The organism is Escherichia sp. E4930, assembly GCF_005845405.1.
Lineage (GTDB): Bacteria > Pseudomonadota > Gammaproteobacteria > Enterobacterales > Enterobacteriaceae > Escherichia.
This window is the reverse complement of the sequence record NZ_VCDZ01000015.1, coordinates 223,551-247,834: the sequence shown is the minus strand read 5'-3', so window position 1 is coordinate 247,834 and position 24,284 is coordinate 223,551. Positions and strand designations below refer to the sequence as shown.

Annotated in this window: 17 protein-coding genes and 4 pseudogenes; 9 read left to right on the top strand and 12 right to left on the bottom strand. The window is 48.6% G+C overall.

What is annotated here, in order from left to right:
- Positions 1-566, top strand: a 566-nt coding sequence (locus FFT88_RS17420) for a DUF4942 domain-containing protein (protein ID WP_135404004.1), incomplete at its 5' end; no start/stop codon positions are given.
- Between the two features lie 70 nt (positions 567-636).
- Positions 637-2,172, top strand: coding sequence for an EAL domain-containing protein (locus FFT88_RS17415; protein ID WP_135404003.1), 1,536 nt, complete (start codon positions 637-639; stop codon positions 2,170-2,172).
- Positions 2,173-2,433: 261 nt separating this feature from the next.
- On the opposite strand, the gene FFT88_RS17410 is transcribed toward FFT88_RS17415, so the two are convergent.
- The 11 genes and pseudogenes from FFT88_RS17410 to tssB all read right to left on the bottom strand — a co-directional run bounded on the left by FFT88_RS17410 (position 2,434) and on the right by tssB (position 12,417).
- Complete coding sequence (locus FFT88_RS17410) at positions 2,434-3,837, bottom strand: VasL domain-containing protein (protein WP_135404002.1); 1,404 nt, start codon at positions 3,835-3,837, stop codon at positions 2,434-2,436.
- Positions 3,838-3,960: 123 nt separating this feature from the next.
- Complete coding sequence (tssE, locus tag FFT88_RS17405) at positions 3,961-4,410, bottom strand: type VI secretion system baseplate subunit TssE (protein ID WP_135404001.1); 450 nt, start codon at positions 4,408-4,410, stop codon at positions 3,961-3,963.
- Positions 4,403-4,528: pseudogene (locus tag FFT88_RS25420) on the bottom strand (type VI secretion system lipoprotein TssJ); the annotation flags it as partial. The pseudogene FFT88_RS25420 and the gene tssE, both read right to left, overlap by 8 nt.
- A pseudogene (locus FFT88_RS25415) lies at positions 4,520-4,648 on the bottom strand (type VI secretion system baseplate subunit TssF); the annotation flags it as partial. The pseudogenes FFT88_RS25415 and FFT88_RS25420, both read right to left, overlap by 9 nt.
- A 230-nt stretch (positions 4,649-4,878) precedes the next feature.
- The gene (gene tssA / locus FFT88_RS17395) at positions 4,879-6,474 is read right to left on the bottom strand and encodes a type VI secretion system protein TssA (protein ID WP_135403999.1); all 1,596 of its coding nucleotides are present in this window, start codon (positions 6,472-6,474) and stop codon (positions 4,879-4,881) included.
- Between the two features lie 101 nt (positions 6,475-6,575).
- Complete coding sequence (tssH, locus tag FFT88_RS17390) at positions 6,576-9,215, bottom strand: type VI secretion system ATPase TssH (RefSeq protein WP_135403998.1); 2,640 nt, start codon at positions 9,213-9,215, stop codon at positions 6,576-6,578.
- A gap of 176 nt (positions 9,216-9,391) precedes the next feature.
- The gene (gene hcp, locus FFT88_RS17385) at positions 9,392-9,883 is read right to left on the bottom strand and encodes a type VI secretion system effector Hcp (protein ID WP_024558534.1); all 492 of its coding nucleotides are present in this window, start codon (positions 9,881-9,883) and stop codon (positions 9,392-9,394) included.
- Between the two features lie 4 nt (positions 9,884-9,887).
- Positions 9,888-10,094: pseudogene (locus tag FFT88_RS17380) on the bottom strand (OmpA family protein); the annotation flags it as partial.
- Position 10,095: 1 nt separating this feature from the next.
- A pseudogene (gene tssK, locus FFT88_RS17375) lies at positions 10,096-10,320 on the bottom strand (type VI secretion system baseplate subunit TssK); the annotation flags it as partial.
- Positions 10,321-10,338: 18 nt separating this feature from the next.
- Positions 10,339-11,886, bottom strand: a complete 1,548-nt coding sequence (gene tssC / locus FFT88_RS17370; protein WP_135403997.1) for a type VI secretion system contractile sheath large subunit — start codon at positions 11,884-11,886, stop codon at positions 10,339-10,341.
- 33 nt (positions 11,887-11,919) lie between these two features.
- Entirely contained in the window at positions 11,920-12,417 is a 498-nt protein-coding gene (gene tssB, locus FFT88_RS17365) for a type VI secretion system contractile sheath small subunit (protein ID WP_135403996.1), read from the bottom strand.
- A 1,131-nt stretch (positions 12,418-13,548) separates the two neighbouring features.
- Here tssB and FFT88_RS17355 point away from each other — a divergent pair.
- From FFT88_RS17355 to FFT88_RS17325, 7 genes are all read left to right on the top strand, one after another.
- Positions 13,549-13,884, top strand: a complete 336-nt coding sequence (locus tag FFT88_RS17355) for a lysozyme inhibitor LprI family protein (RefSeq protein WP_135403994.1) — start codon at positions 13,549-13,551, stop codon at positions 13,882-13,884.
- A 722-nt stretch (positions 13,885-14,606) separates the two neighbouring features.
- A complete protein-coding gene (locus FFT88_RS17350; protein WP_135403993.1) occupies positions 14,607-15,590 on the top strand; it encodes a KpsF/GutQ family sugar-phosphate isomerase in 984 nt (327 codons plus the stop codon).
- Positions 15,591-15,661: 71 nt separating this feature from the next.
- Positions 15,662-16,810 (top strand): capsule biosynthesis protein, encoded by a 1,149-nt coding sequence (locus tag FFT88_RS17345; RefSeq protein ID WP_135403992.1) that lies wholly within the window; start codon positions 15,662-15,664, stop codon positions 16,808-16,810.
- Positions 16,811-16,833: 23 nt separating this feature from the next.
- Positions 16,834-18,510 carry a polysaccharide biosynthesis/export family protein gene (locus tag FFT88_RS17340; RefSeq protein WP_032226219.1) on the top strand — a complete coding sequence of 559 codons (1,677 nt, stop codon included), beginning with the start codon at positions 16,834-16,836 and terminating at the stop codon, positions 18,508-18,510.
- Between the two features lie 9 nt (positions 18,511-18,519).
- Complete coding sequence (gene kdsB / locus FFT88_RS17335) at positions 18,520-19,260, top strand: 3-deoxy-manno-octulosonate cytidylyltransferase (RefSeq protein WP_032226220.1); 741 nt, start codon at positions 18,520-18,522, stop codon at positions 19,258-19,260.
- Positions 19,257-21,284 (top strand): capsular polysaccharide biosynthesis protein, encoded by a 2,028-nt coding sequence (locus tag FFT88_RS17330; RefSeq protein ID WP_135403991.1) that lies wholly within the window; start codon positions 19,257-19,259, stop codon positions 21,282-21,284. Before kdsB ends, FFT88_RS17330 begins: the two co-directional genes overlap by 4 nt.
- 34 nt (positions 21,285-21,318) lie before the next feature.
- The gene (locus tag FFT88_RS17325) at positions 21,319-22,551 is read left to right on the top strand and encodes a capsular biosynthesis protein (protein WP_135403990.1); all 1,233 of its coding nucleotides are present in this window, start codon (positions 21,319-21,321) and stop codon (positions 22,549-22,551) included.
- A gap of 897 nt (positions 22,552-23,448) precedes the next feature.
- Here the strand turns inward: FFT88_RS17325 and FFT88_RS17320 are convergent.
- Complete coding sequence (locus FFT88_RS17320) at positions 23,449-24,123, bottom strand: hypothetical protein (RefSeq protein ID WP_135403989.1); 675 nt, start codon at positions 24,121-24,123, stop codon at positions 23,449-23,451.
- Between the last annotated feature and the right edge of the window lie 161 nt (positions 24,124-24,284).

Below are 24,284 nucleotides of genomic sequence, written 5' to 3'. Positions count from 1 at the left end.
TCTGGCGTGACCTGATGCAACGTTCCGGGATGCTGTCATTAATGGATGCGCAGGCCCGTGAGACATGGTACCGGTCACTGGAATACGATAATTTTCCGGAAATCAGCGAAGCGAACATTCTGAGCACATTTAAACAACTGCACCAGAACAAAGATGAAGTGTTTGAGCGAGGGGTGATCAACGTCTTCAGGGGACTGAGCTGGAATTACAAAACTAATTGCCCCTGTAAATTTGGCAGTAAAATTATCATTAACAACCTGGTAAGGTGGGACCGGTGGGGATTTCATCTTATCACCGGGCAACAGGCTGACCGACTCGCCGATCTGGAAAGAATGTTGCACCTGTTCAGCGGTAAACCGATCCCCGACAACCGGGAAAACATCACCATTCATCTGGATGATCACATCCGGTCTGTTCAGGGTAAAGAGTGCTATGAAGATGAGATGTTCAGCATCAGATACTTTAAGAAAGGCTCCGCGCACATCACGTTCAGGAAACCAGAACTGGTTGACAGGCTGAATGATATTATTGCGAAATACTATCCGGAAACCTTATCGTCCGTTTAACCCAAAGCACAGACTCAGTACATACACAAAAACATTCTGATAAATCTGGCGTCATTCAGAGCAAAAAACCATGTTTTCCAGATTATTTGTAAAAAAACATACTCCAGCTATGGTGGCAGGTGGCCTGGTATTTCTGTTCATTGTTCTGCTGACATTTTTCTGGAAAAAAGCAGAGCTGGTGAATGACAGCCAGACCAGAGTTAATTTCGCACTTGGCTATATAGAAAACATTCTCAATCAGAACAACAGCATCAGCCCGGAAGCAGAACATTTGCTTCTGAATAACTGTAACGCAGATACTCAGCGTGAATTAAGCAATCTGCTGCTGAAGCGCCCCCAACTTCGTGCACTAAGCCTGGCAAGACAAGAGGCTGTATTTTGCAGCACCCACCCCGGTTTGCCTGTCGGTCCAGTTGCTGAAAAGGAACGGTGGCGGCACGATATGCTGATTCGTTTTCCTGAAGATACAGGTACTCTGCCCTGGATCCTGTTAAAAACACCTTACAAAAACGGTACGGTCATTACCGCCACGGATTATTATTTTATTCAGGACATCATCTCTGTGGTTCATGCGGTTCCTGCAATACAATTCCATTTGGGAAACACGGTCCTGTCAGCCAGCGGAAAAAATGTCACTCTGCTCCCGGACGACAGCGGCATACAAAAAGAAAGTCATTCAAAAAAATATCCGTTCTCCCTGATTTATACCATCCCGGTGAAAATGCAACTTATCTACGCCTGGAGACAGGCCTGGTATATGTTCCCTGTTGCCATCTTCGGTGGAATACTCACAGCCTTTCTGCTGTCCCGCCGTCGTCCATCCACCCCGCTCGATATGCTGAAAAATGCACTTGCTCACGGAGAGTTCAGACCTTATTTTCAACCCATCATTTCCGCTAAAAATCACCAGCTGACCGGCTGCGAAGTACTGATTCGCTGGCATCACCCCGTCAGCGGGATTATCCCACCAAATCAGTTTATCCCGCTGGCAGAGTCCACCGGATTAATTGCCCCGATAACGCAACAGTTGATGTCTCAGGTCGAACATAGCCTTAACTCTGTTGCAGATTTTTTACCCGATCAATTTCATATTGGGATCAATATTTCACCAGCGCATTTTCTGTCCCCGGAACTGGAAGATAGCTGTATGAAGTTTCTATCCACCTTCCCGAAAGGGAAAGTGAAACTGGTTCTGGAACTGACTGAACGAAACCAGCTATCCGTCACAGCAGAATCAAAAGCGTTATTTGCGAAATTACATCAACAGGGAGTATTGTTCGCACTGGATGATTTTGGTACTGGCTATGCAACCCACAGCTACCTGCAGTCGTTTCCCGTCGATTACATCAAACTCGATAAAGGGTTTGTACAAATGGTCGGCGTGGATGAAATCTCCGGGCATATAGTAGAAAATGTTATTGAGCTGGCTCGTCGGTTAGGTATTGATATCATTGCCGAAGGCATTGAAACCGAATCACAGGAGTTGTTCATGACAGAGAAAGGAAGCAGCTATCTGCAGGGATACCGCTATGCACCTCCACTACCCGCGGAACAGTTTATTGCTGAGTGGGTATACAACAGCAGAAACGGCAAAAACCAGAGATAACACATACTGAAATGGACCAGGATATGCGTCCCCCTTTTCACCTCATCTCCCAATTTCCGGGTTTGATTCCTTTTTCACTGCAAAAGGGACTGAGGGTACAAAAGAGGGTACATTTTTCACCAAACCAAACAAATCAGATTTATATCAACATGATAGAAGCAATCTTCGATTCCGAGTCCGGCACCAAATTTATAAGGCCTCGCTGCAAAGCGGGGCTTTTTCTTTTTCTGGCTACGGTAAATTTCAGATCGTTGCTACAGGTCATTCGTAATCGTTAACGCCTTTTAATTTCAAAGCATTCTGTCTAATGTCGGCATATCTGGCGATGAGCTGTTTCAGATGCATCTCTGCCTCAGCCCCTGCGGCAGGAGGAAGTGGTTGTCCCGCCGACGACTGTTCCAGTATCCGCAGTTGCTCTTCAGCCGGTATGGATTGATTAAAAGACTGTATCGTTGAAAACACCACTGACTTCAGCTCACTGACCGTCATGTATTTCCCCTTATGCTCATCCAGTCCGTTCAGTCGTTCACTCAGTTTCTGTAGCGTAACCATTCCCTGATGCCAGCCATTCAAATTTTCTGTCGGCAACGCAGCGACATTAAATTGTTGCTGCCACTGCTGTATCAGGGGCTTTGCGCGCTCCGGCCATATCACCCGGGCCTGTTCGACAAGCTGCCTTTCCCGGGTTATGAGCCAGTCCAGCGGTAGCTTGTCCAGAAGCGTAAGCTGCTGTTGTGTTTGCGTAATTAAAGCTTGTGGCAACGGCGATTGCTGACGCAATAAATCCAATTGTTCAGGCGTGAGTACTGCGGGTAACGGTGCCAGAGAGGCAGTAAACTGGGTTTGTAACGGGTCCGGCCGATGCAAAAACTGCCACGTCCATAGTGTTGCTGCACCTATCACCAGCATGGTACACATCCCACCGACAAAAGATTTCCATTTTTTTACTGGCTCAGGTATTGCCGACAGTACCTCCACGTTCGGCTGCGTAACGTACACCCATTGCACTGCACTGTCTGGCGTCCGGATATCTTCAAACGAACGACCAGTATGGGAACCTGTTGTTATACCCACGTCATTCATGACCGGATCATGCGAAACGATACCCGACTGAATTGTCGCCCCTGTACAGATTGTGTCATCGCTGTTCTCCAGCCTGACAGCGTTGTTATGTATCAGGGTACGCAATGTATCCAGCTGACTGAGATGTCTGAGTTCCAGGCGCTGTAAAACTGCCCCCAAACGGGTAAGCAGTTGCTCTGCCCGATACAGTTGGCTAAGGTCGCTGTATTTCAGCGGAAGTGAGCGCATCCGTTGTTGCAAACGCTGGCTCAGATTACTGAGGATCTCAATCCGAACATGGACAGGCTGTGGCCAAAGCACGCCCCACTGATGGCTTATCAGAGCCTCCAGTATTGCCAGCCCTTCATTCAGACCAAACAATCCGGCCAGCTGCGTACGGGCCAGCGTATACCAGGCCGCTGTCTGCAGCTCAACACCATTTTGCTCAAACAGTGAGAGACACAGTTTTTCAGCATAACGCCAGTTCACATCAGGACGTGCCGGATGCGTTAGCTTATTGAGTTCATCACACAAAGCGGCATAATCCGGTAGCCTGCGCGGGTCACCGCCGGTTTTAATTCTACGTGGGGTAATGTCATTCATGACCAGTTATCCATCTGACGTACTTGCGGTTATAGAAGATGATTGTTTATGCAGCTTGGTGTTCTGCATATTCAGGGCGTAGCAGATACTGACGGGTTTAGGGAGAAACGCTAAAACCAGACCTTAAATACGAGCTGCCGTGTCGAGATACTGCTGTTTCAGGTGTCTCAACAGGACTCGCCCTTCAGGCATAAATTCAGTGCCATAACGCACCAGACCAACATCTTTGAGTTCAGCGTCAATGGCATAGCACAGCTCGCCAGGGACTGCCTGTTCCAGCAGAACAACGGTTATTTTTTTCAGGCGCGGCTCATATTTGAGCAGTACGGTTGATAACGTCCCCATCATTTCATGCGCCGTTCCCGGCATTCCCTGGAGAATTTTGGTCATATCCGGTAGACCATAGTCCGGCAGATGCGCCAGCGTGCCGGCACGACTGTTAAGAATGCGCTGCATATTGTCCAGTACTGAGAGGATTATCTGGTTCTGTTCGCTAACCTGATTCAGATCCTGACCTCCGGTAAAATTCCCAAACAGGGTTTCATATAGCGACGGACGCGGAGTGTCATTCATCTTTCAACGCCTTCAGAGTCAACCGTTCACTCCCTGCTTCAATGATTCTGGCTGAATCCGGGTCAAGGTCGTCACGACTCAACACGATCCGCCAGGTGTTATTCACCTGATCCGGAGTGCCGACCTTATCCAGGTCTAACATCGCTGCCCGGTCCGGATGATTGTGTGCAAACTCTTTCGCGGCTTCACGCAGGTAGCGCATTTCTGCGTCGTAATAACGCAGGGTTAAATCTTCCATAAAATAGTTACTCAAAATATAGGAAACAATGTTTTCTTCCCCAAAAGTGGAAGTTATCTCACCACTTCGCGAGTAGTCAGAGACATAGGTTTTATCTCCTCATTTAAAATCTCAAATTCAGTAGTTATTTTTCTGAATGACTGACCAGATAAAAAAATGTGAGAAAGTACCTTGCGATAAATTATGAGCCACGCTTATTCATCCTCCTTTTATCCAGCCAATAACTTTCTCTAACCACATAACACCGCGGCCCGCGCCGGATCGAGCTGAATCAGCCCGCCTAGCAATTTTTCCATAGCAGGCCCGAGGCGAATCTTGTCAGCCTCACTGCGACTGGCTTTCAGTCTGAGGAGTTTCAGATGACGGGCCTGTACCTCAAACAGCAGCTCGGGTTCCCAGTCGCTAAGGGCCACTTCTCTGGCACGCTCACCCAGCTCTGCAAACAGGTGCACCGCGAGCTCATTTTTTCCGTACTGTTCTGCAATACGCCCCATTAGCAGGCGCAGCAGCCACTGCTGCCGCGCAGTGGCGATGCCTGGTCGATGCTGTAACCAGCTCAGTGCCGCATCCGGGCTTTCGCTGTCCGCCAGCGCCACGGCTTCCGACTCCAGAGCCAGAATGTCGTCATTCACTTCGGCCATACGGGCGGAAGGCGTTTCTTTGCCCCACCCAGCGGTGGTATCCAGTACGCTCTTCTGGATCCAGTTCAGCGTCACTTCATCAGCAAACGGCGTACCGTCACTGAATGCCAGCGTCTCCAGCCCGGATAGCCGGGTCAGTAGCCCCTTCAGATCAGCGGCAATAATGTCAGCCACTATCTCCTTACCGGACTTCGTCAGCGCCTGGTGGATATACCATTGCAGATCCAGCCACAGGTGGTTAGCACCGCGGGAAAAAGTACTGTCTGCCGTTTCCAGAATTTCAGCCCAGTTTTGCTGCAGGTACAGACGTTTGAGCAGCGCTCGCTGGTCTGCTCTTGGGGGTTCGATGCGAGTTCGCCCCTGTGCATCTGGAGCCGGAATAGCCTGCAGGGTATCGTGACGCAGACTTTTCATCAGATGGTGCGCCGACAACCAACCGTCGGGCTGTTCGCGCAGGTATTCGCTGAGTGTGCGCGCCTGCGCCAGCAAATCCTGACCGGAAGTGATTCTCCCGATAGCTGGAGCATCGCTGTGGCTCGCCGTGGAAAGTGTCTCAGTAGTACTGGCGTTCTGCGGTACAACTGCATCCACACCGCCCGCTTTCTGCAGGCGGTTTTCCAGCGCACCATACAGCGCGTTAAGTTCTGGGCGGGTTTCATCCGGCTCATGTTCGGTGAGCTGCGCTATCAGTAGCAGCGCACCGATGGTGCGCAGCGCATCTTCCCTGACCACTTCCGGATACAGTGAAAGAGAATCCGTCATGCGTGAACCTGCCAGCCACTCCAGTGCTGCCTTACGGCTGCGGTTGCGCTGTGGATGCAGTTGCACACCGAAACGGTCTATCAGACCCGCCAGCAGTTCGAGTCCCTCTGCCAGCCCCTGCTCGCCTTCACGATGCAACCTGGCCCAGCAGTAATACGTCGCCACACGAATGTCTTTAGCGGTGGTGGTGAGCACTTTCTCCGCCAACTGGCAGATAAGCTCAGTATCCGCCCCGGAAAGTTTGTTGACCTCCTCGCGCATTTGCTGGAAGCCATCGTCATAACCTGGGTCATCCCCCACTGATGACTCTCCGGGTAACGGCTGCAGCCAATTGCTCCACTGCGCTACTCGCTCACGGGTCGCGTCAAGGAGTGTTGTCGGCTCTGTCTGACAGGCGCTAACCAGGGCATTTAACGTGCTCATCAATTGACCTCCACCGCATCACGGTTCGTGCTGGCGACCGGGTCTGTCACTACCACTTTCGCCGTGCTGAAGATGGTATCTGTCAGACTCATAAGGTTCCTTCAGTCATATTTAAACTCCAGCACAACCCCTTCTTCATCATTCCACCCCAGCGTCAACGACGCTGGCTTTTGTTTCGCCGCCATATGAGTCAGCAATTGCTGACTCAGCACCGGCAGAATTTGTTGGTTGAGTAAGCTGTCGACATTGCGCGCCCCGGTGTCCGGTAACAGGCAGGCTGCGGTCAGCGCATCGTACAGGCTTTCGTCAATCAGCGTGGTCAGGCCGTAGTGGCGCTGTAAGCGCTGGCTGACATGGGAGAGTTTCATCTCCACAATCGTGTGCATGGCTGCTTCTGCCAGCGGACGGTAAATCACGGTCTGGAAACGGGCGAGCAGCGCGGGCTGGAAGTGGTCGCGCAGTATCGGGCGCAGCAGTTCGTGCAGGTCTGCCTCCGTGGCTTCCGGTTGTTCGTCCAGCAACTGCATCAGGTGGTCGCTACCGAGGTTGGAGGTCATCAAAATAACGGTATTACGGAAGTCGATTTCTCGCCCTTCGCCGTCGCGCATAAAACCACGATCGAATACCTGATAGAACAGATTCATCACGTCACGGTGCGCTTTTTCGACTTCATCGAGCAGCACCACACTGTACGGACGCTTACGTACGGCTTCGGTAAGGATGCCGCCCTGGCCGTAGCCGACGTAACCAGGTGGAGAACCTTTCAGCTGGGAAACTGTGTGTGGCTCCTGGTATTCCGACAGGTTAATGGTAATCAGCGATTTTTCGCCACCGTACAGCACATCCGCCAGCGCCAGCGCGGTTTCAGTTTTTCCTACACCGCTTGGACCAACCAGCAGGAATACACCCTGTGGACCATTCTCAGAGGTGAGGCCGGTTTTAGCGGCGCGCAGGCGCCGGGCGATGGCTTCAAGCGCAACATTCTGACCGACTACACGTTTGCCGATTTCATTTTCCAGGGTAAGCAGTTCGGTCTGTTCGTCTTTCATCAGCGAAGAAAGCGGCACGCCGGTCCAGTCGGCAATCACTGTTGCAACAGTGCGCACATCCACATCCACCGACAACAACGGATTGCCCTGCTGTAAACCGTTCAGCTCCTGTTGTAGGGCATGCGTTTCGCTCTGACGGGAAATGTCCTGGCGACTTTCCCGTAGTTGCTCAGTAAGTTTCAGTTCCTGGCCGTACTGGGTTTCAAGTTCGTGGAGTTCAACGATGACGTTTTTCTCTTCCTGTTCGATTGCCGTCAAGCGTTCACCGTGGTTTTGATTACCGACGGTAATGTCTTCCTGTAGCGCTTGTCTCTCCATTTCAAGAGAGGTAATCCGGGAACGGATACGGGTCAACTGTTCGGGTACGGTGTCGAGACTCATACGCACGCGAGCGCTTGCAGTGTCGAGCAGGTCAACGGCTTTGTCCGGGAGTTGACGGCCTGTCAGATAACGTCGGGATAACGTAACGGCAGCGCACACCGCATCATCAGTGATGTGCACATTATGATGTTCGGCATACCGGGATTTCAGGCCACGCAACATCAGACAAGCCGTGTCGTCGTCCGGTTCGTCAACTTTCACCATCTGGAAGCGGCGTTCGAGTGCGGCATCGCGCTCAAAGTATTGTTTATACTCAGACCAGGTCGTCGCGGCGATGGTACGTAACTCACCGCGCGCCAGGGCTGGTTTCAGCAGATTGGCAGCATCAGCACCACCCGCCTGGTTACCTGCGCCGATGATGGTATGGGCCTCATCGATAAACAGCAAGACAGGTACCAGAGACTGCTGTACAGCATTAATCACGTTTTTCAGGCGCTGCTCAAATTCCCCCTTCACTCCCGCCCCCGCCTGCAGTAGCCCGAGGTCAAGAGTGCGTAGCACCACCGGTTTGAGGGATTCAGGGACATTACCGTCAGAGATTCTGAGCGCCAGACCTTCTACCAGTGCGGTTTTCCCGACACCTGGCTCACCGACCAGGATTGGGTTGTTTTTTCGGCGACGAGAAAGAATGTCCACCATCTGGCGGATTTCACTATCGCGGCCAAATACCGGATCAATTTTGCCTTCACGCGCCTGGGCGGTGACGTCATGGGTGAATTTATCCAGCGCATTCTGCAGCGCCGGACTCAGTTCCCCATCTTTCATCTCACTCCCGACTGGACGCCCGATAAACTCCACGTCCCCACCATGGCTCCCCGTGAGTTCGGCTTCCTGCTGTACCTGCGCACGCTCGTCTGATTGAGCATCCAGTAGCGGGCGCAGGCACTCTAACTGGCTCTGGCCCAGAGTCAGCAATGGCCACAGACCATCGCAGCGCACCAGCTTCTGTTTAGCCACCAGCGCCATCAGCAGGTGGTGACTTCGAATCTGTTCTTCTCCCGCCAGTGAGGCAATCAGCCAGGCTTGTTGCATCAATACCTGGATATTTTCTGAAAGCTGCGGGCGATGGCGCACCGAGCGCGGTTGTTTGTCGAGCCAGGCAAGTAAATCTTGCCAGAGAGTGTCCATGTCCCACTCGTAGCGGCGTGCCAGCACGGTGAGATCCCCCTCGCCCTGCTCAAGAAGTTTCAGCAGCCAGTGCTCTGGCAAAATTTCCGCATGCGCGCGAATCTGACAGAGTGAAGCCGCGCCTTCCATCGCACGGGCGCAATAAGGATTCAGACGTCGCAGCAAAATGGCTGGATTTTCCATGAATATCTCTCTTTGTCGGTTTCTGAACACACTACCGCCCCTCGCTGTTTTCCGTGAGGAAGACCAAAGCGCATACGGTCGTGCTGACAGATTGTGGAGTTTTTGCTGAAAGCCCGTTGGCTTCAGACGTTCAGCAAAAACAAAAAACGGACAGAGAAACTCTGTCCGCTCGTGGCTTAGGCGGTGGCGCGTTCGTTCCAGGAATCGGAATGAATGATGTTGCCGTCTTTGTAGGTCCAGGTGATTTTTTCGTAACGCAGTTCAATGCGCTCAAGGTGGTTGTGCTTCTCTTTAGAAGGATCCTTGATGTCATACATTTCAGGATTCACCTTCACCACTTTCACGTTCTCAAGTTTGGTGTTGAAGTACTCCACTTCCTGGCCTGCGTCGTTGATTTTGTACCACTTGAATTCGGCAGACTTGAGGGTCTGACCGGTGGTCACTGCCTTGTACAAGTACGGGCTGGAGGAGTCGATTTCCTTGGTGAACAGGAACGGGGTATGGATACGGGTGCCGGTCAGTTTGCCTGTGTTGTTATCAGTCGGGATGTACAGGTTGTGTTCCTGAGCCACGACTTCGATGCTGCCTTCACGATCCTGAACGTCAACAGACCCTTTGATGTCCGCGCCGCCATCGTCCTTCAGCCAAAGATAAACAGGTATTGCCATGGAATTACTCTCCATTATGTTGTGATGCGCCATCATCCTGCGATGACGCCAGGGTGTGTCCTGGTATCTGACAGGCATTAGCCTGCGGTACCAGACTGATTTCGACACGGCGGTTGACCGCACGGCCCTCCGGGGTGTCATTGGTTGCGATCGGACGGCTTTCGCCATAGCCCTGTACCGCAAAACAGCTTTCCGGTACGTCACCGGTTTCATGCATCACGACGCATCGCCATCAGACGCCGACGTCGTGCTTGCAGGCGGACCAACAGATAGCTCAGTTCAGCCACCAGCGAAGGGCTCGCCGCAACCGAGAGCATTGGCGGGATAAAAGACGGATCACGATTCCACTGCCCCTGCGCATTCCAGCGGGCCTGCTGCTGGAACTGTTGCGGGGCCAGCGCAGCCCCGTCCTCCCAAAGTGGGCGAAAAATTTTCATCCTTGATTTCCCCTCGCCTTACGACTTGGCTTTTGGCATCTGGGAAACCAGTGATAGGTTGATGTCCATCCCTTCCACCTGGAAGTGGGGGATGGCAAAGAGTTTCACGCGGAAGAAGCCTGGGTTATCCCCGATATCTTCCACCAGCACTTTCGCGTCACGCAGCGGGTGAGAAGCCTGCAAGTCATCGCCCGGATCGGTCATTTCTGTCACAAGACCACGAACCCAGGTATTAAGCTCCAGTTCCAGCAGACGACGATCCTTGGTTGTACCAATGTTTTCCCGTTGAATCAGCTTCAGGTAATGAGCGATTCGCGACAGCAGGAAGATGTACGGCAAACGCGCATTGATGCGGCTATTAGCAGTGGCATCAGCAGTGTCGTAGAGCGCAGGTTTTTGCGTGGAGTTCGCCGAGAAGAAACAGGCATAATCGCGGTTTTTGTAGTACGACAGGGGAATAAATCCAAGATTTGCGAATTCAAATTCGCGGGTTTCCGGGATCATCACCTCTGACGGAATTTTGACCTGATTACCCGTGCCGAGATCATACAGATGAATGGGCAAGTCCTGCACTGCACCACCGGCCTGTGGACCACGGATTTGCACGCACCAGCCGTTGTTGATGAAGCTTTTCACCATGTTGGCCGCAAAAGCGAAGGAGGCATTGGTCCACAGGTATTTATCGTGATCCGGGCCTTTCACTTCTTCAACATAGTTAAAACTACGAACCGGTACTGTGTCCGGGCCATACGGCAAACGGCCCAGCACGCGAGGCATGACCAGCCCCATGTATCGGGAGTCGTCCGTATCCCTGAAACTTTTCCATTTAATGTACTCGGCGCGGTCAAAGTAGTTACCAATATCTTTGATGGCCGCGACCTCTTCCATTGACTCTTTCAGGAAAAATTTCGGCCCCGCAGAACCGATAAAGGGCATATGTGCCGCAGCAGACACTTTTGACAAATTACGCATCAGCGCCACGTCCTGCGCAGAAGCATCAAACTCGTAAGAGGAAATCAGCGCGGCAATCGGCTCGCCGCCCGGCGTGTCATACTCATCGATGTATGTGTGTTTGTACAAACCACTCTGGATAATTTCCGGGCTATCTTCAAAATCCTGGCGCAGGTCTTCTTTAGAGATATCCAGCAGTTCAACTTTCACGTTCTGGCGGAAATCGGTTTTATCAACCAACGATTTCACGCCCCGCCACAGGCTTTCTACCGCCTGAAAGGCCTCATGATGCATAACTGCATCAAGTTGACGACTTATCTGGTAATCCAGTTCAGCGATATGGTGGTCAATCAAATTTTTGTCGAGCTTTTCAACTTTAGAGCCGGATTTAGTCAGACATTCCAGGAACACTTGCATCCCGGCCGTTAAACGTTCATCCGCGGTTGCATCCGACATCGCCTGTGCATCCTGCCAGATATCCAGTGCACTCAACTCTGAGACTGGGCTCAGATTAATTTTTTCAAACAGGGACGCATAAACTCCATTTGCCACAGGACGTTCAAGGACCACACTCTCGCCAGCAGTGGCATTCTCATTATTTACAGACATCAACATATTCCTTATTAATCCGTTAAATCGTCATGATCGTTATGGCTGTTTTGGGGCCAGGGCTGAGAGTTCGGCTCTGAGTTCTGCGCTTAATGCCGGGTCCAGCAGAATATTTTCCAGTTCTTTGCGGAAAGCCTGGTTATCCAGAAGATTTGCTTTTAAATCACGAAGTAAATTACGCATGGAAAGCATGGCCTTCAGTTGCGGTATTTGCCGGGAGACTTGTTCCGGGGAAAAATCCTTTATACTGCGGAATGTCAGTTTGATGCTTTCTTCGCTATCGTCATCAGCAAGCGTATTTTTAACGATAAGATTTACTTTTGGCGAATAATCAAAAAGGACTGCATCAAAGTTATTTTTGTTAAGATTAACTTTTTTACGCTCTGATAATGGCGCGGATTCCTGACCATTACTAAAATCACCCGCAATAAGTAACTTAAGGGGTAATTCCATTTTTTTGCTTGCGCCACCTGTATGCAGTTCTAATTTTAGATTAATACGGGCCTTCGGGATCTCCCGCTGGAAGCTGTCACTCATAGTTCCCTCACGTAATTCAGTTAAAGTCAAATTAACAACAATATTTCCTTAACCGGATACTAGGGCAATATCAATTCCAAAAAAACAATATAGATCAATAAATTGAATATAAAAAACAATAAGAAATCTGCCAAAAAACAAGAATAATTTTAGACATATCAAGCAATTAAAAAACGACTTTATACATGTTCTGAATTATATTTTCATTACGTAACTACATTATTTTTTATACCCTAACCCAGATTGTACAAAGTGCGAAATGCTGACTTATTATATAACAACATTCTTCATGATCCTCAGGCGGCAGCCCTGAGTGTTTTTGCGATGTAATATCGAAGTAATTCGTTTGTATATAAAATCCATCACTATAGTAAACCGTGAATATTCACCATGCACTGGCATTTCCTCTTTGTACGCTCCAGCTTAAAGTCAAACCAGTTTCTATTAGGTTAAATACCGTAGAAAGAAGATTTACTTATTAATATTTTTATTTCAGGTAATCAGAATTTTGCATTTTTGCATCCAGAAGCACCTTCAGGAATACTCTGATTAAGCATAAACATTGATGCAGCGCAGCAAATTATTTATTTTCACCACTTATATTCACATAGACATTGTAATTGCACAGTAAAAGTAGGTACTTATGCGTAATGGAGTATTTCGGATTAGTAAGTATTTGGTTGTTATTACTGCGATATCCTGTATGTATACCGGATTTGCATTTGCAACGAACGTCACATTGAACTCTGTCCAGGTAAAACATCTGAATAGCGTTATCAATCGTGAGGTAAAAGGGAAGAATGACCGTAATTTTGTCAATAACAACTGGACTGAAGCTCAGCGCGTAGCCGAATTTATTTGCCGACCGCTCGCAATAAAAGAGCTGCAGAAGCAGTACCCCGACGTAGATAAGGTTATTTTCGATCAGGGAAAACATAATATGCAGCGACTGATCTCACCTGCACTACTGACAGGCAATGGCCAGTACCGTAGGGGGATTAGCTGGACGCCGTTTCACTACGAATGTCAACTGTCAGTAAAAACCGGGGAAGCAACAGGATTCAGGCTGACGAGAAACAGAGTCCTGACCATGGCTCCTGGGCCAGTTATCCGATCTGAAGGAGCCAACCAGTGAAAAATATACTTACGGCATTTCTCATCATTACGTTGCCTGCTTTCTCTGTCACGGCAGCCAGTTTTGACTGTCGGCTGGCCCACAGTGCGGATGAAAAAGCGATTTGTGCATCGCGTACCCTCAATGACATGGATGTGGAGATGAGCGTTAAATACAAATTTCTCCACGGGCTTTACGCAATGGGTGCCGCCGGGGAACTAAAAGAATCACAGGCACAGTGGCTGACAGAACGACGCCGTTGTGGCAGTGATAAACCCTGCCTGAGAGAAATATACAGAAAGCGCTTAACAACGTTGAACCATCTTTATGACGCGATTAACAAACCACTCTGAATCCAGAGTGGGCTCGTTGGTTGTTGGAAGTGCCTTCATGCGAGGCACTTCCTTATCAGTGTGCACAGTTATTGGTTAGCGAATGATAATCCCCGCCATTATTTTTTAATTTAATAATAGTTTCCACGGAAAATATATACGGTGATAAATGCGCCCCTGTTTGATTTAAAAACATATTTATCGCCATAAATAATCAAGCGCAAAACTATCATTCTAGTCAATATTCACCGCAAAAAAATTGTTATTCTCTTCTGCTTTACAGAGGGATTGTCAATCTGTTTATTATATTCAACTTAAATAGTTAATCACAAAATATCATCGCCATTACTGACGTGTTTTATTTATTGATAACAGTGACATACGTTCTTTTTTTATAAGCAAACAATCAATCGCTAAATTGTTTTTCGACTTAATAGTTAATCGCGAAACATTTTAATGATTGATAAAAATCCTAAATTCCTTGTTCATAATGTAGGGGTGTGTTAAATAGGTGGGCAAAATTTGGTTCCCCCTTCTCGCCTGTAATATTGCAGCATCTTCGCACTTCCACGAGACATTGCGACTTAATAAGAAGGTGATAAGCCCTACATAAGCACATGGGCTGACCATGGTTTTATATTCATTAAAACACTTTGTTATAACCAATTGATTTAATATCAATAATTTATTGTTGGTTCGGGTTTGTTGTGACTATGGCATTATTTCCGAGCAAAGGAGTTGATATGTCTGAAAGACATTTCCCTGATGACCAGAGCAGTACTATCGATCCATATTTAATTACCTCGATTTGCCAGACTCTGGCAGAACAAGGTGCTGCATTACAAAATTTGTCCAAACAGCTGGATTCCACTCAGTACCAACGTGCTCTTGAATTGATAATTAATTGTAAAGGACACGTTATTCTTTCGGGAATGGGTAAATCAGGGCATGTTGGTCGAAAAATGTCTGCTACTCTGGCCTCTACGGGTACGCCGAGTTTCTTTATTCATCCCGCAGAAGCTTTCCATGGCGATCTGGGCATGATTACGCCTTATGATCTTCTGATCCTTATTTCTGCCAGCGGCGAAACAGATGAAATCCTCAAGCTCGTCCCGTCACTGAAGAATTTCGGCAACCGAATTATCGCCATAACCAATAATGGAAATTCCACGCTGGCGAAAAATGCCGATGCCGTGCTGGAACTCCACATGGCGAATGAAACCTGCCCGAATAATCTTGCACCAACAACGTCTACCACGCTGACCATGGCGATCGGCGATGCGTTGGCGATTGCCATGATCCACCAACGCAAATTTATGCCGAATGATTTTGCGCGCTATCACCCGGGCGGTTCATTAGGCCGTCGCCTGCTGACCCGCGTTGCGGATGTCATGCAGCATGATGTCCCTTCGGTTCATCTGGATGCGCCATTTAAAACGGTGATTCAACGTATCACCAGCGGTTGCCAGGGAATGGTGATGGTAGAAGACGCAGAAGGCGAGCTGGCGGGCATTATCACCGACGGTGACCTGCGTCGCTTTATGGAAAAAGAGGATTCTCTGACATCCGCCACGGCGGCGCAGATGATGACGCGTGAACCGCTGACGTTGCCAGAAGAAACCATGATCATCGAAGCGGAAGAAAAGATGCAAAAACACCGCGTCTCGACGTTATTGGTGACCAACAAGGCGAACAAAGTCACTGGTCTTGTGCGCATTTTCGACTAATTAAGCAACAGGGCGCGAGAGTTAAGTCTCTCATTGAATTTGCGCCCCACTGAAACTCTGATAATCGTTACATGTTGATAAAAGTGAAGTCTGCCGTATCCTGGATGCGTGCTCGTTTGTCTGTCATCTCACTGGCAGATATCCAAAAACACCTGGCGAAAATCATCATTCTGGCACCGATGGCGGTGCTGCTGATCTATCTGGCTATTTTCAGCCAGCCTCGCTATATGAGCGAGTCGAAAGTCGCCATTAAACGCTCAGATGATTTAAACAGTGGCAGCTTAAATTTTGGTCTGCTATTGGGTGCCTCTAACCCGAGTTCCGCAGAGGATGCGTTATATCTGAAAGAGTACATCAACTCTCCAGATATGCTGGCAGCGTTAGATAAGCAACTGAATTTTCGCGAAGCGTTTAGCCACAGCGGGCTCGATTTTCTTAATCATCTTAGCAAGGATGAAACCGCAGAAGGCTTCCTGAAGTACTACAAGGACCGTATCAACGTTTCGTATGACGATAAAACCGGATTGCTCAATATTCAGACGCAGGGCTTTAGCCCGGAGTTTGCGCTTAAGTTTAACCAGACCGTGCTGAAAGAGTCAGAGCGCTTTATCAATGAGATGTCACATCGCATTGCGCGTGACCAGCTTGCCTTTGCGGAAACGGAAATGGAAAAGGCACGCCAGCGTCTGGACGCCAGCAAAGCGGAACTGCTCTCTTATCAGGACAACAACAACGTTCTGGATCCACAGGCACAGGCGCAGGCAGCGAGCACGTTAGTGAATACGCTGATGGGCCAGAAGATCCAGATGGAAGCGGACCTGCGGAACTTGCTGACGTATCTGCGCGAGGACGCCCCGCAAGTTGTGAGTGCGCGTAATGCGATTCAGTCATTGCAGGCACAAATCGATGAAGAAAAAAGCAAAATCACAGCGCCACAGGGTGACAAGCTAAACCGTATGGCGGTGGATTTTGAGGAAATCAAATCAAAAGTAGAGTTCAACACCGAGCTCTACAAACTGACGCTGACCTCCATTGAAAAGACCCGTGTAGAAGCGGCTCGTAAGCTCAAGGTGCTGTCTGTGATCAGTTCGCCACAGTTGCCGCAGGAATCCTCTTTTCCAAACATCCCTTATTTGATCGCCTGTTGGTTACTGGTGTGCTGCCTGCTGTTCGGCACCCTGAAACTGTTGCTGGCTGTTATTGAAGATCACCGAGATTAACGCTGTCGCTGAATGAGTTTGTGATGAAATTATTTAAATCAATTTTACTGATTGCCGCCTGTCACGCGGCGCAGGCCAGCGCGGCCATTGATATTAACGCTGACCCAAACCTGACAGGAGCCGCACCACTGCCCGGTATTCTGAGCGGACAAAAGTCGGATACGCAAAACATGAGCGGCTTCGACAATACCCCGCCGCCCGCACCGCCGGTGGTAATGAGCCGTATGTTTGGTGCTCAACTTTTCAACGGCACCAGCGCGGATAGCGGTGCGACAGTGGGATTCAACCCTGACTATATTCTGAATCCGGGCGATAGCATTCAGGTTCGTTTATGGGGTGCGTTCACCTTTGATGGTGCGTTACAGGTTGATCCCAAAGGTAATATTTTCCTGCCGAACGTTGGTCCGGTGAAAGTTGCTGGCGTCAGTAATAGTCAGTTAAATACCCTGGTCACATCCAAAGTGAAGGAAGTGTACCAATCCAACGTCAACGTCTACGCCTCCTTATTACAGGCGCAGCCAGTAAAAGTGTACGTGACCGGATTTGTGCGAAATCCTGGTCTGTATGGCGGTGTGACGTCTGATTCGTTACTCAATTATCTGATCAAGGCTGGCGGCGTTGATCCAGAGCGCGGAAGTTACGTTGATATTGTGGTCAAGCGCGGTAACCGCGTGCGTTCCAATGTCAACCTGTATGACTTCCTGCTGAACGGTAAACTGGGGCTTTCGCAGTTCGCCGATGGTGACACCATCATCGTCGGGCCTCGTCAACATACGTTCAGCGTCCAGGGCGATGTCTTTAACAGCTACGACTTTGAGTTCCGCGAAAGCAGCATTCCTGTAACAGAAGCGTTGAGCTGGGCGCGCCCTAAGCCTGGCGCGACGCACATTACGATTATGCGTAAACAAGGGCTGCAAAAACGTAGCGAATACTATCCGATAAGCTCAGCGCCAGGCCGTATGTTGCAAAATGGCGATACCTTAATCGTCAGCACTGACCGCTATGCCGGCACCATTCAGGTGCGGGTTGAAGGCGCGCACTCTGGCGAACATGCCATGGTGCTGCCTTATGGCTCCACCATGCGTGCGGTTCTGGAAAAAGTCCGCCCGAACAGCATGTCGCAGATGAACGCGGTTCAGCTTTATCGCCCATCAGTGGCCCAGCGTCAGAAAGAGATGCTGAATCTCTCGCTGCAAAAGCTGGAGGAAGCATCACTTTCCGCCCAGTCCTCCACCAAAGAAGAAGCCAGCCTGCGAATGCAGGAAGCGCAACTGATCAGCCGCTTTGTGGCGAAAGCGCGCACCGTGGTTCCGAAAGGTGAAGTGATCCTCAACGAGTCCAATATTGATTCTGTTCTGCTTGAAGATGGCGACGTCATCAATATTCCGGAGAAAACATCGCTGGTTATGGTTCATGGCGAGGTGCTGTTCCCGAACGCGGTGAGCTGGCAGAAGGGAATGACCACCGAGGATTACATCGAGAAATGCGGTGGCCTGACGCAAAAATCGGGTAACGCCAGAATTATCGTCATTCGTCAGAACGGTGCGGCAGTCAACGCGGAAGATGTGGATTCACTCAAGCCTGGCGATGAGATTATGGTTCTGCCGAAATATGAATCGAAAAACATTGAAGTTACCCGTGGTATTTCCACCATCCTCTATCAGCTGGCGGTGGGGGCAAAAGTGATTCTGTCTTTGTAAGGAGTTGAAATGAGCAAAGCAGTTATTGTCATTCCGGCTCGTTATGGCTCCTCGCGCCTGCCGGGTAAGCCGCTACTCGATATTGTTGGCAAACCGATGATCCAGCATGTTTACGAGCGTGCGTTACAGGTGGCGGGCGTCGCAGAAGTTTGGGTGGCAACAGACGACCCGCGCGTTGAACAGGCAGTACAGGCGTTTGGCGGGAAAGCCATTATGACGCGTACCGATCATGAATCCGGCACCGATCGGCTGGTCGAAGTGATGCATAAAGTCGAGGCAGATATCTACATTAACCTGCAGGGCGACGAACCCATGATTCGCCCGCAGGATGTAGAAACGCTGCTACAAGGAATGCGTGATGACCCCGCGTTGCCAGTGGCAACGCTATGCCACGCGATTTCTGCCGAAGAAGCGACCGAGCCAAGCACGGTAAAAGTGGTGGTAAATACCCGCCAGGATGCACTTTATTTCAGCCGTTCGCCGATTCCGTATCCGCGTAATGCTGAAAAAGCGCGCTACCTGAAACACGTCGGTATTTACGCTTATCGTCGCGATGTACTGCAAAACTACAGTCAATTGCCAGAGTCCATGCCGGAACAGGCGGAATCACTGGAGCAGCTACGGTTAATGAACGCGGGGATCAACATTCGCACATTTGAGGTTGCCGCAACCGGTCCGGGCGTCGACACCCCGGCATGCCTTGAAAAGGTGCGCGCTCTGATGGCGCAGGAACTGGCCGAAAACGCATGATTGGCATTTACTCGCCTGGCATCTGGCGTATTCCGCATCTGGAGAAATTTCTGGCGCAACCGTGCCAGAAACTTTCTCTGCTGCGTCCTGTTCCGCAAAACGTCGATGCTATCGCCGTGTGGGGGCATCGCCCCAGCGCGGCGAAACCGGTGGCAATCGCCAAAGCAGCGGGAAAACCGGTCATCCGTCTGGAAGATGGATTTGTGCGCTCGCTGGATCTTGGCGTCAATGGTGCGCCGCCGCTTTCTCTGGTGGTGGATGATTGCGGCATTTACTACGATGCCAGCATGCCTTCGGCGCTGGAGAAACTGGTACAGAATAAAGCCGGAAATACAGCTCTGATAAGCCAGGCCAGAGAAGCGATGCACACCATCGTGACCGGGGATTTATCGAAATATAACCTGGCGCCTGCGTTTGTGGCTGATGAATCAGAACATTCAGACATCGTTCTGGTTGTCGATCAGACATTTAATGATATGTCAGTGACGTACGGCAATGCTGGCCCGCATGAGTTTGCTGCCATGCTGGAAGCCGCGATGGCGGAAAATCCTCAAGCCGAAATTTGGGTGAAGGTGCATCCGGATGTCCTGGAAGGAAAGAAAACAGGTTATTTCGCTGATCTGCGTGCCACGCAACGAGTACGTTTGATTGCCGAGAATGTCAGCCCGCAGTCGCTGTTGCGACACGTTTTCCGGGTTTACGTCGTGACCTCCCAATACGGCTTTGAAGCCTTGCTGGCAGGAAAACCAGTAACATGTTTCGGTCAGCCCTGGTATGCAGGCTGGGGCTTAACCGACGACCGCCATCCGCAGTCCGCTTTGTTATCTGCCCGACGCGGTTCTGCCACGCTGGAAGAACTTTTTGCCGCAGCATACCTGCGTTACTGTCGCTATATCGACCCGCAAACGGGGGCCGCGAGCGATCTGTTTACCGTGCTGCAATGGCTACAATTACAGCGCCACCATCAGCAACAGCGTAATGGCTATTTATGGGCGCCAGGCTTAACGCTGTGGAAGTCGGCGATCCTGAAACCTTTCTTACGAACGGCGACAAACCGGCTGAGTTATTCACGTCGCTGTACCGCGGCCACCGCTTGCGTGGTATGGGGTGTAAAGGGAGAACAGCAATGGCAAGCCGAAGCGCAACAAAAATCACTGCCGTTATGGCGAATGGAAGATGGTTTTCTGCGTTCATCCGGGCTTGGCTCTGACCTGTTGCCGCCGCTATCGTTGGTGCTGGATAAACGCGGGATCTACTATGACGCCACGCGCCCCAGCGACCTGGAAGTGTTGCTGAATCATAGCCAGTTAACGCTGGCGCAGCAGATGCGAGCTGAAAAATTACGCCAGCGACTGGTTGAAAGCAAACTGAGCAAGTACAACCTGGGGGCCGATTTCTCTCTGCCTGCCGAGTCCAAAGGTAAAAAAATCATCCTGGTACCGGGTCAGGTAGAGGACGATGCATCTATTAAAACAGGCACTGTCTCGATTAAGAGCAACCTTGAGTTATTGCGCACAGTACGCGAGCGTAATCCGCGCGCCTACATTATTTATAAACCGCACCCGGATGTACTGGTGGGAAATCGCAAGGGCAATATTCCGGCTAAATTGATCTCTGAAATTGCCAATTATCAGGCACTGGATGCAGATATTATTCAATGCATTCAGCGCGCAGATGAAGTGCACACCATGACGTCGCTGTCGGGATTTGAAGCGTTATTACATGGCAAGCAAGTTCATTGTTACGGCCTGCCCTTCTACGCCGGTTGGGGTTTAACCGTTGATGAACATCACTGCCCGCGCCGCGAGCGCAGATTAACGCTAGCAGACCTGATCTATCAGGCGTTGATTGTTTATCCAACCTATATCCACCCAACACGGCTACAACCTATTACGGTTGAAGAAGCTGCGGAATATTTAATCCAGACGCCGCGCAAGCCGATGTTTATTACCCGAAAAAAAGCGGGGCGGGTAATACGCTATTACCGCAAATTAATTATGTTCTGCAAGGTCAGATTTGGTTAAACAATTTCACAGTTGACTATTACGCAAATTATTTATGCAAGACAACGCACTAACCATTTTATTATCGGGTAAAAAATATCTGCTTTTGCAGGGACCGATGGGACCTTTTTTCAATGACGTCGCCGAATGGTTAGAGTCATTAGGCCGTAACGCTGTGAATGTTGTCTTCAACGGTGGGGATCGTTTTTACTGCCGCCATCGACAATACCTGGCTTACTACCAAACGCCGAAAGAGTTTCCCGGTTGGCTGCGAGATCTCCACCGACAATATGACTTTGATACCATCCTCTGCTTTGGTGACTGCCGCCCATTGCACAAAGAAGCAAAACGGTGGGCAACGTCGAAAGGGGTTCGCTTTCTGGCATTTGAAGAAGGATATTTACGCCCGCAATTTATAACCGTGGAAGAAGGCGGAGTAAACGCATATTCATCGCTACCGCGCGACCCGGATTTTTATCGTAAGTTGCCAGATATGCCTGCGCCGCACGTTGAGAATTTAAAACCTTCAACGATGAAACGTATTGGCCATGCGATGTGGTATTACCTGATGGGTTGGCATTACCGTCATGAGTTCCCTCGCTACCGCCACCACAAATCGTTTTCCCCCTGGTATGAGGCTCGTTGCTGGATTCGTGCATACTGGCGCAAGCAACTTTACAAGGTAACACAGCGTAAGGTATTGCCGAGGTTAATGAACGAGCTGGATCAACGTTATTATCTTGCCGTTTTGCAGGTATATAACGATAGCCAGATTCGTAACCACAGCAGTTATAACGATGTACGTGACTATATTAATGAAGTCATGTACTCATTTTCGCGTAAAGCGCCGAAAGAAAGTTATTTAGTGATCAAACATCATCCGATGGATCGTGGTCACAGACTCTATCGACCATTAATTAAGCGGTTGAGTAAGGAATATGGCTTAGGTGAGCGAGTCATTTATGTGCACGATCTCCCGATGCCGGAATTATTACGCCATGCAAAAGCGGTAGTGACAATTAACAGTACGGCGGGGATCTCTGCGCTGATTCATAACAAACCACTCAAAGTGATGGGCAATGCCCTGTACGACATCAAAGGATTGACGTATCAAGGGCATTTGCACCAGTTCTGGCAGGCCGACTTTAAACCGGATATGAAACTGTTTAAGAAGTTTCGGGGGTATTTATTGGTGAAGACGCAGGTGAATTGGGTTTATTATGGGAATTTTATTTCTGAATACGAGAGTAAGGATAATAACTTTACATTTATACCACAAAAGCGATAGAACCCCCATTTCAAAATCAAACAGAAAAACATATTTCTCTAGAGAGCAATAATTTATTGACAATAATGAAAACCTAGATAACAGCATATCCTTCAATATTATTAACATCAATGTAGAACATTCCCCCTTCCAGATATTTCTATACCATATCCTGAGCTTTGATAATCAGCGTGCTGTTCGCAATACATCTAGTACATCCATCTCATCACTATGCAAAGGCCAGTATTCATCGTGTTTTCTGAACCTATTGTTAAATCGTGCTCATAAAGAACCTCGCAATCGTCTTCATATTTAAACTTTATACTGAAATTTCTCATTTACATAGATATGCCTATTAATGTTGTGAGATAAGCAGCTCTCATCTACTTAGACGACCAAATTGATGAAACTGTCTTATTCTTAAATTTTAGATAACAGGTATAAATGATTCATACTTTCAGGGAGTTGGCATCTAACCAAGATGGGTACAGACTAAATTAGTGTATCGTTACACGCAGTTAATAGAGATACCGACCACTATTTAAAATCGTTGGTGGAGTTGATTTTAGCGTCCACACGTGTCACATGTAAGCTTAATACATAATTATGCAATAATTGCACGAAATAGCTGAAACTCTCACTCCAAAATATGAAAACAATGTTCCTAAAAACGTCCTCAGTCATACGAACCAAGGACTATCAAAACATCGAAAAAAAACTAACTGGAAAATAAATCCCCCCCCTACTTACGTGAATGATATCATAAGGGGATTTAGTCTAAAAATAATTCAAGACTTCTTCGGTAAGACTTATTTTTCTAAGACATTAAAATTACAGTTTTTTATTATGTAACAATTCCCCTATGTTAAAGCAACCAAATTCCTATTAGATTCATATCTACTGAGGAAAGGTGTTATCTCAAACATATGGAAGGTTACGCCAGTCGTTAAGAGATGATATAGCAATTTCTTCGCATTCACTTCGTGACCAAGTTACACCAGATTTAATCTCTTTAACAGGAACACCAGCAAAAACCTTATTGGAACCATTCAATGGTTTGTTTACCATTGCACCAAACCCAATTATATTATCTTCTGGAATTACGGTACCTTTTTGAATCAGTGCTTTTTTACCTATCCATACATGATCACCAATAAAAATCCCCTTTATACAATTTAACTTCTTTTTTTCCGTCAGGGATATAATACTATGAGAATCAGATGTTCTGACCTCTATGCCACCTGAAAGCATACAATCCCTTCCAAAATAAACACCTTGATTGTTTCCGCGACAGAAAACCTTCACACTTTGAAATGTTGTTCCGGCACCGATAAAAACTGTAAGATTATCACCTATAATATGTATCGCCCCCGCGAGTTTTGTATACGAACCAATTAAAAGCGTATTTCCATTTCCATTTATCTTTACTTTTAATTCATCTACAATCACTTCACTACCGTAATAGAATCTATTTTTGCCTTTAATTTTCACATCCATAAAATCAGGTTGATACTTTGCATTTCCATATATATTTTCAGGTACAGGAACAGTAACATAACCGATATTATCATTAACATAAAAAACATGTTCCATTTTAACCTCACTGATGGTAATAAAAGCCTCTGAAAAGAGGATTGATATTAACAAAGAAGCCGATATTTACATCTGCATGACTACACACTATACCAACAAAGTCACCAATACTCATAACATCTATTATCAAAAAATCATTTCATGGAACTTCATGATACGAG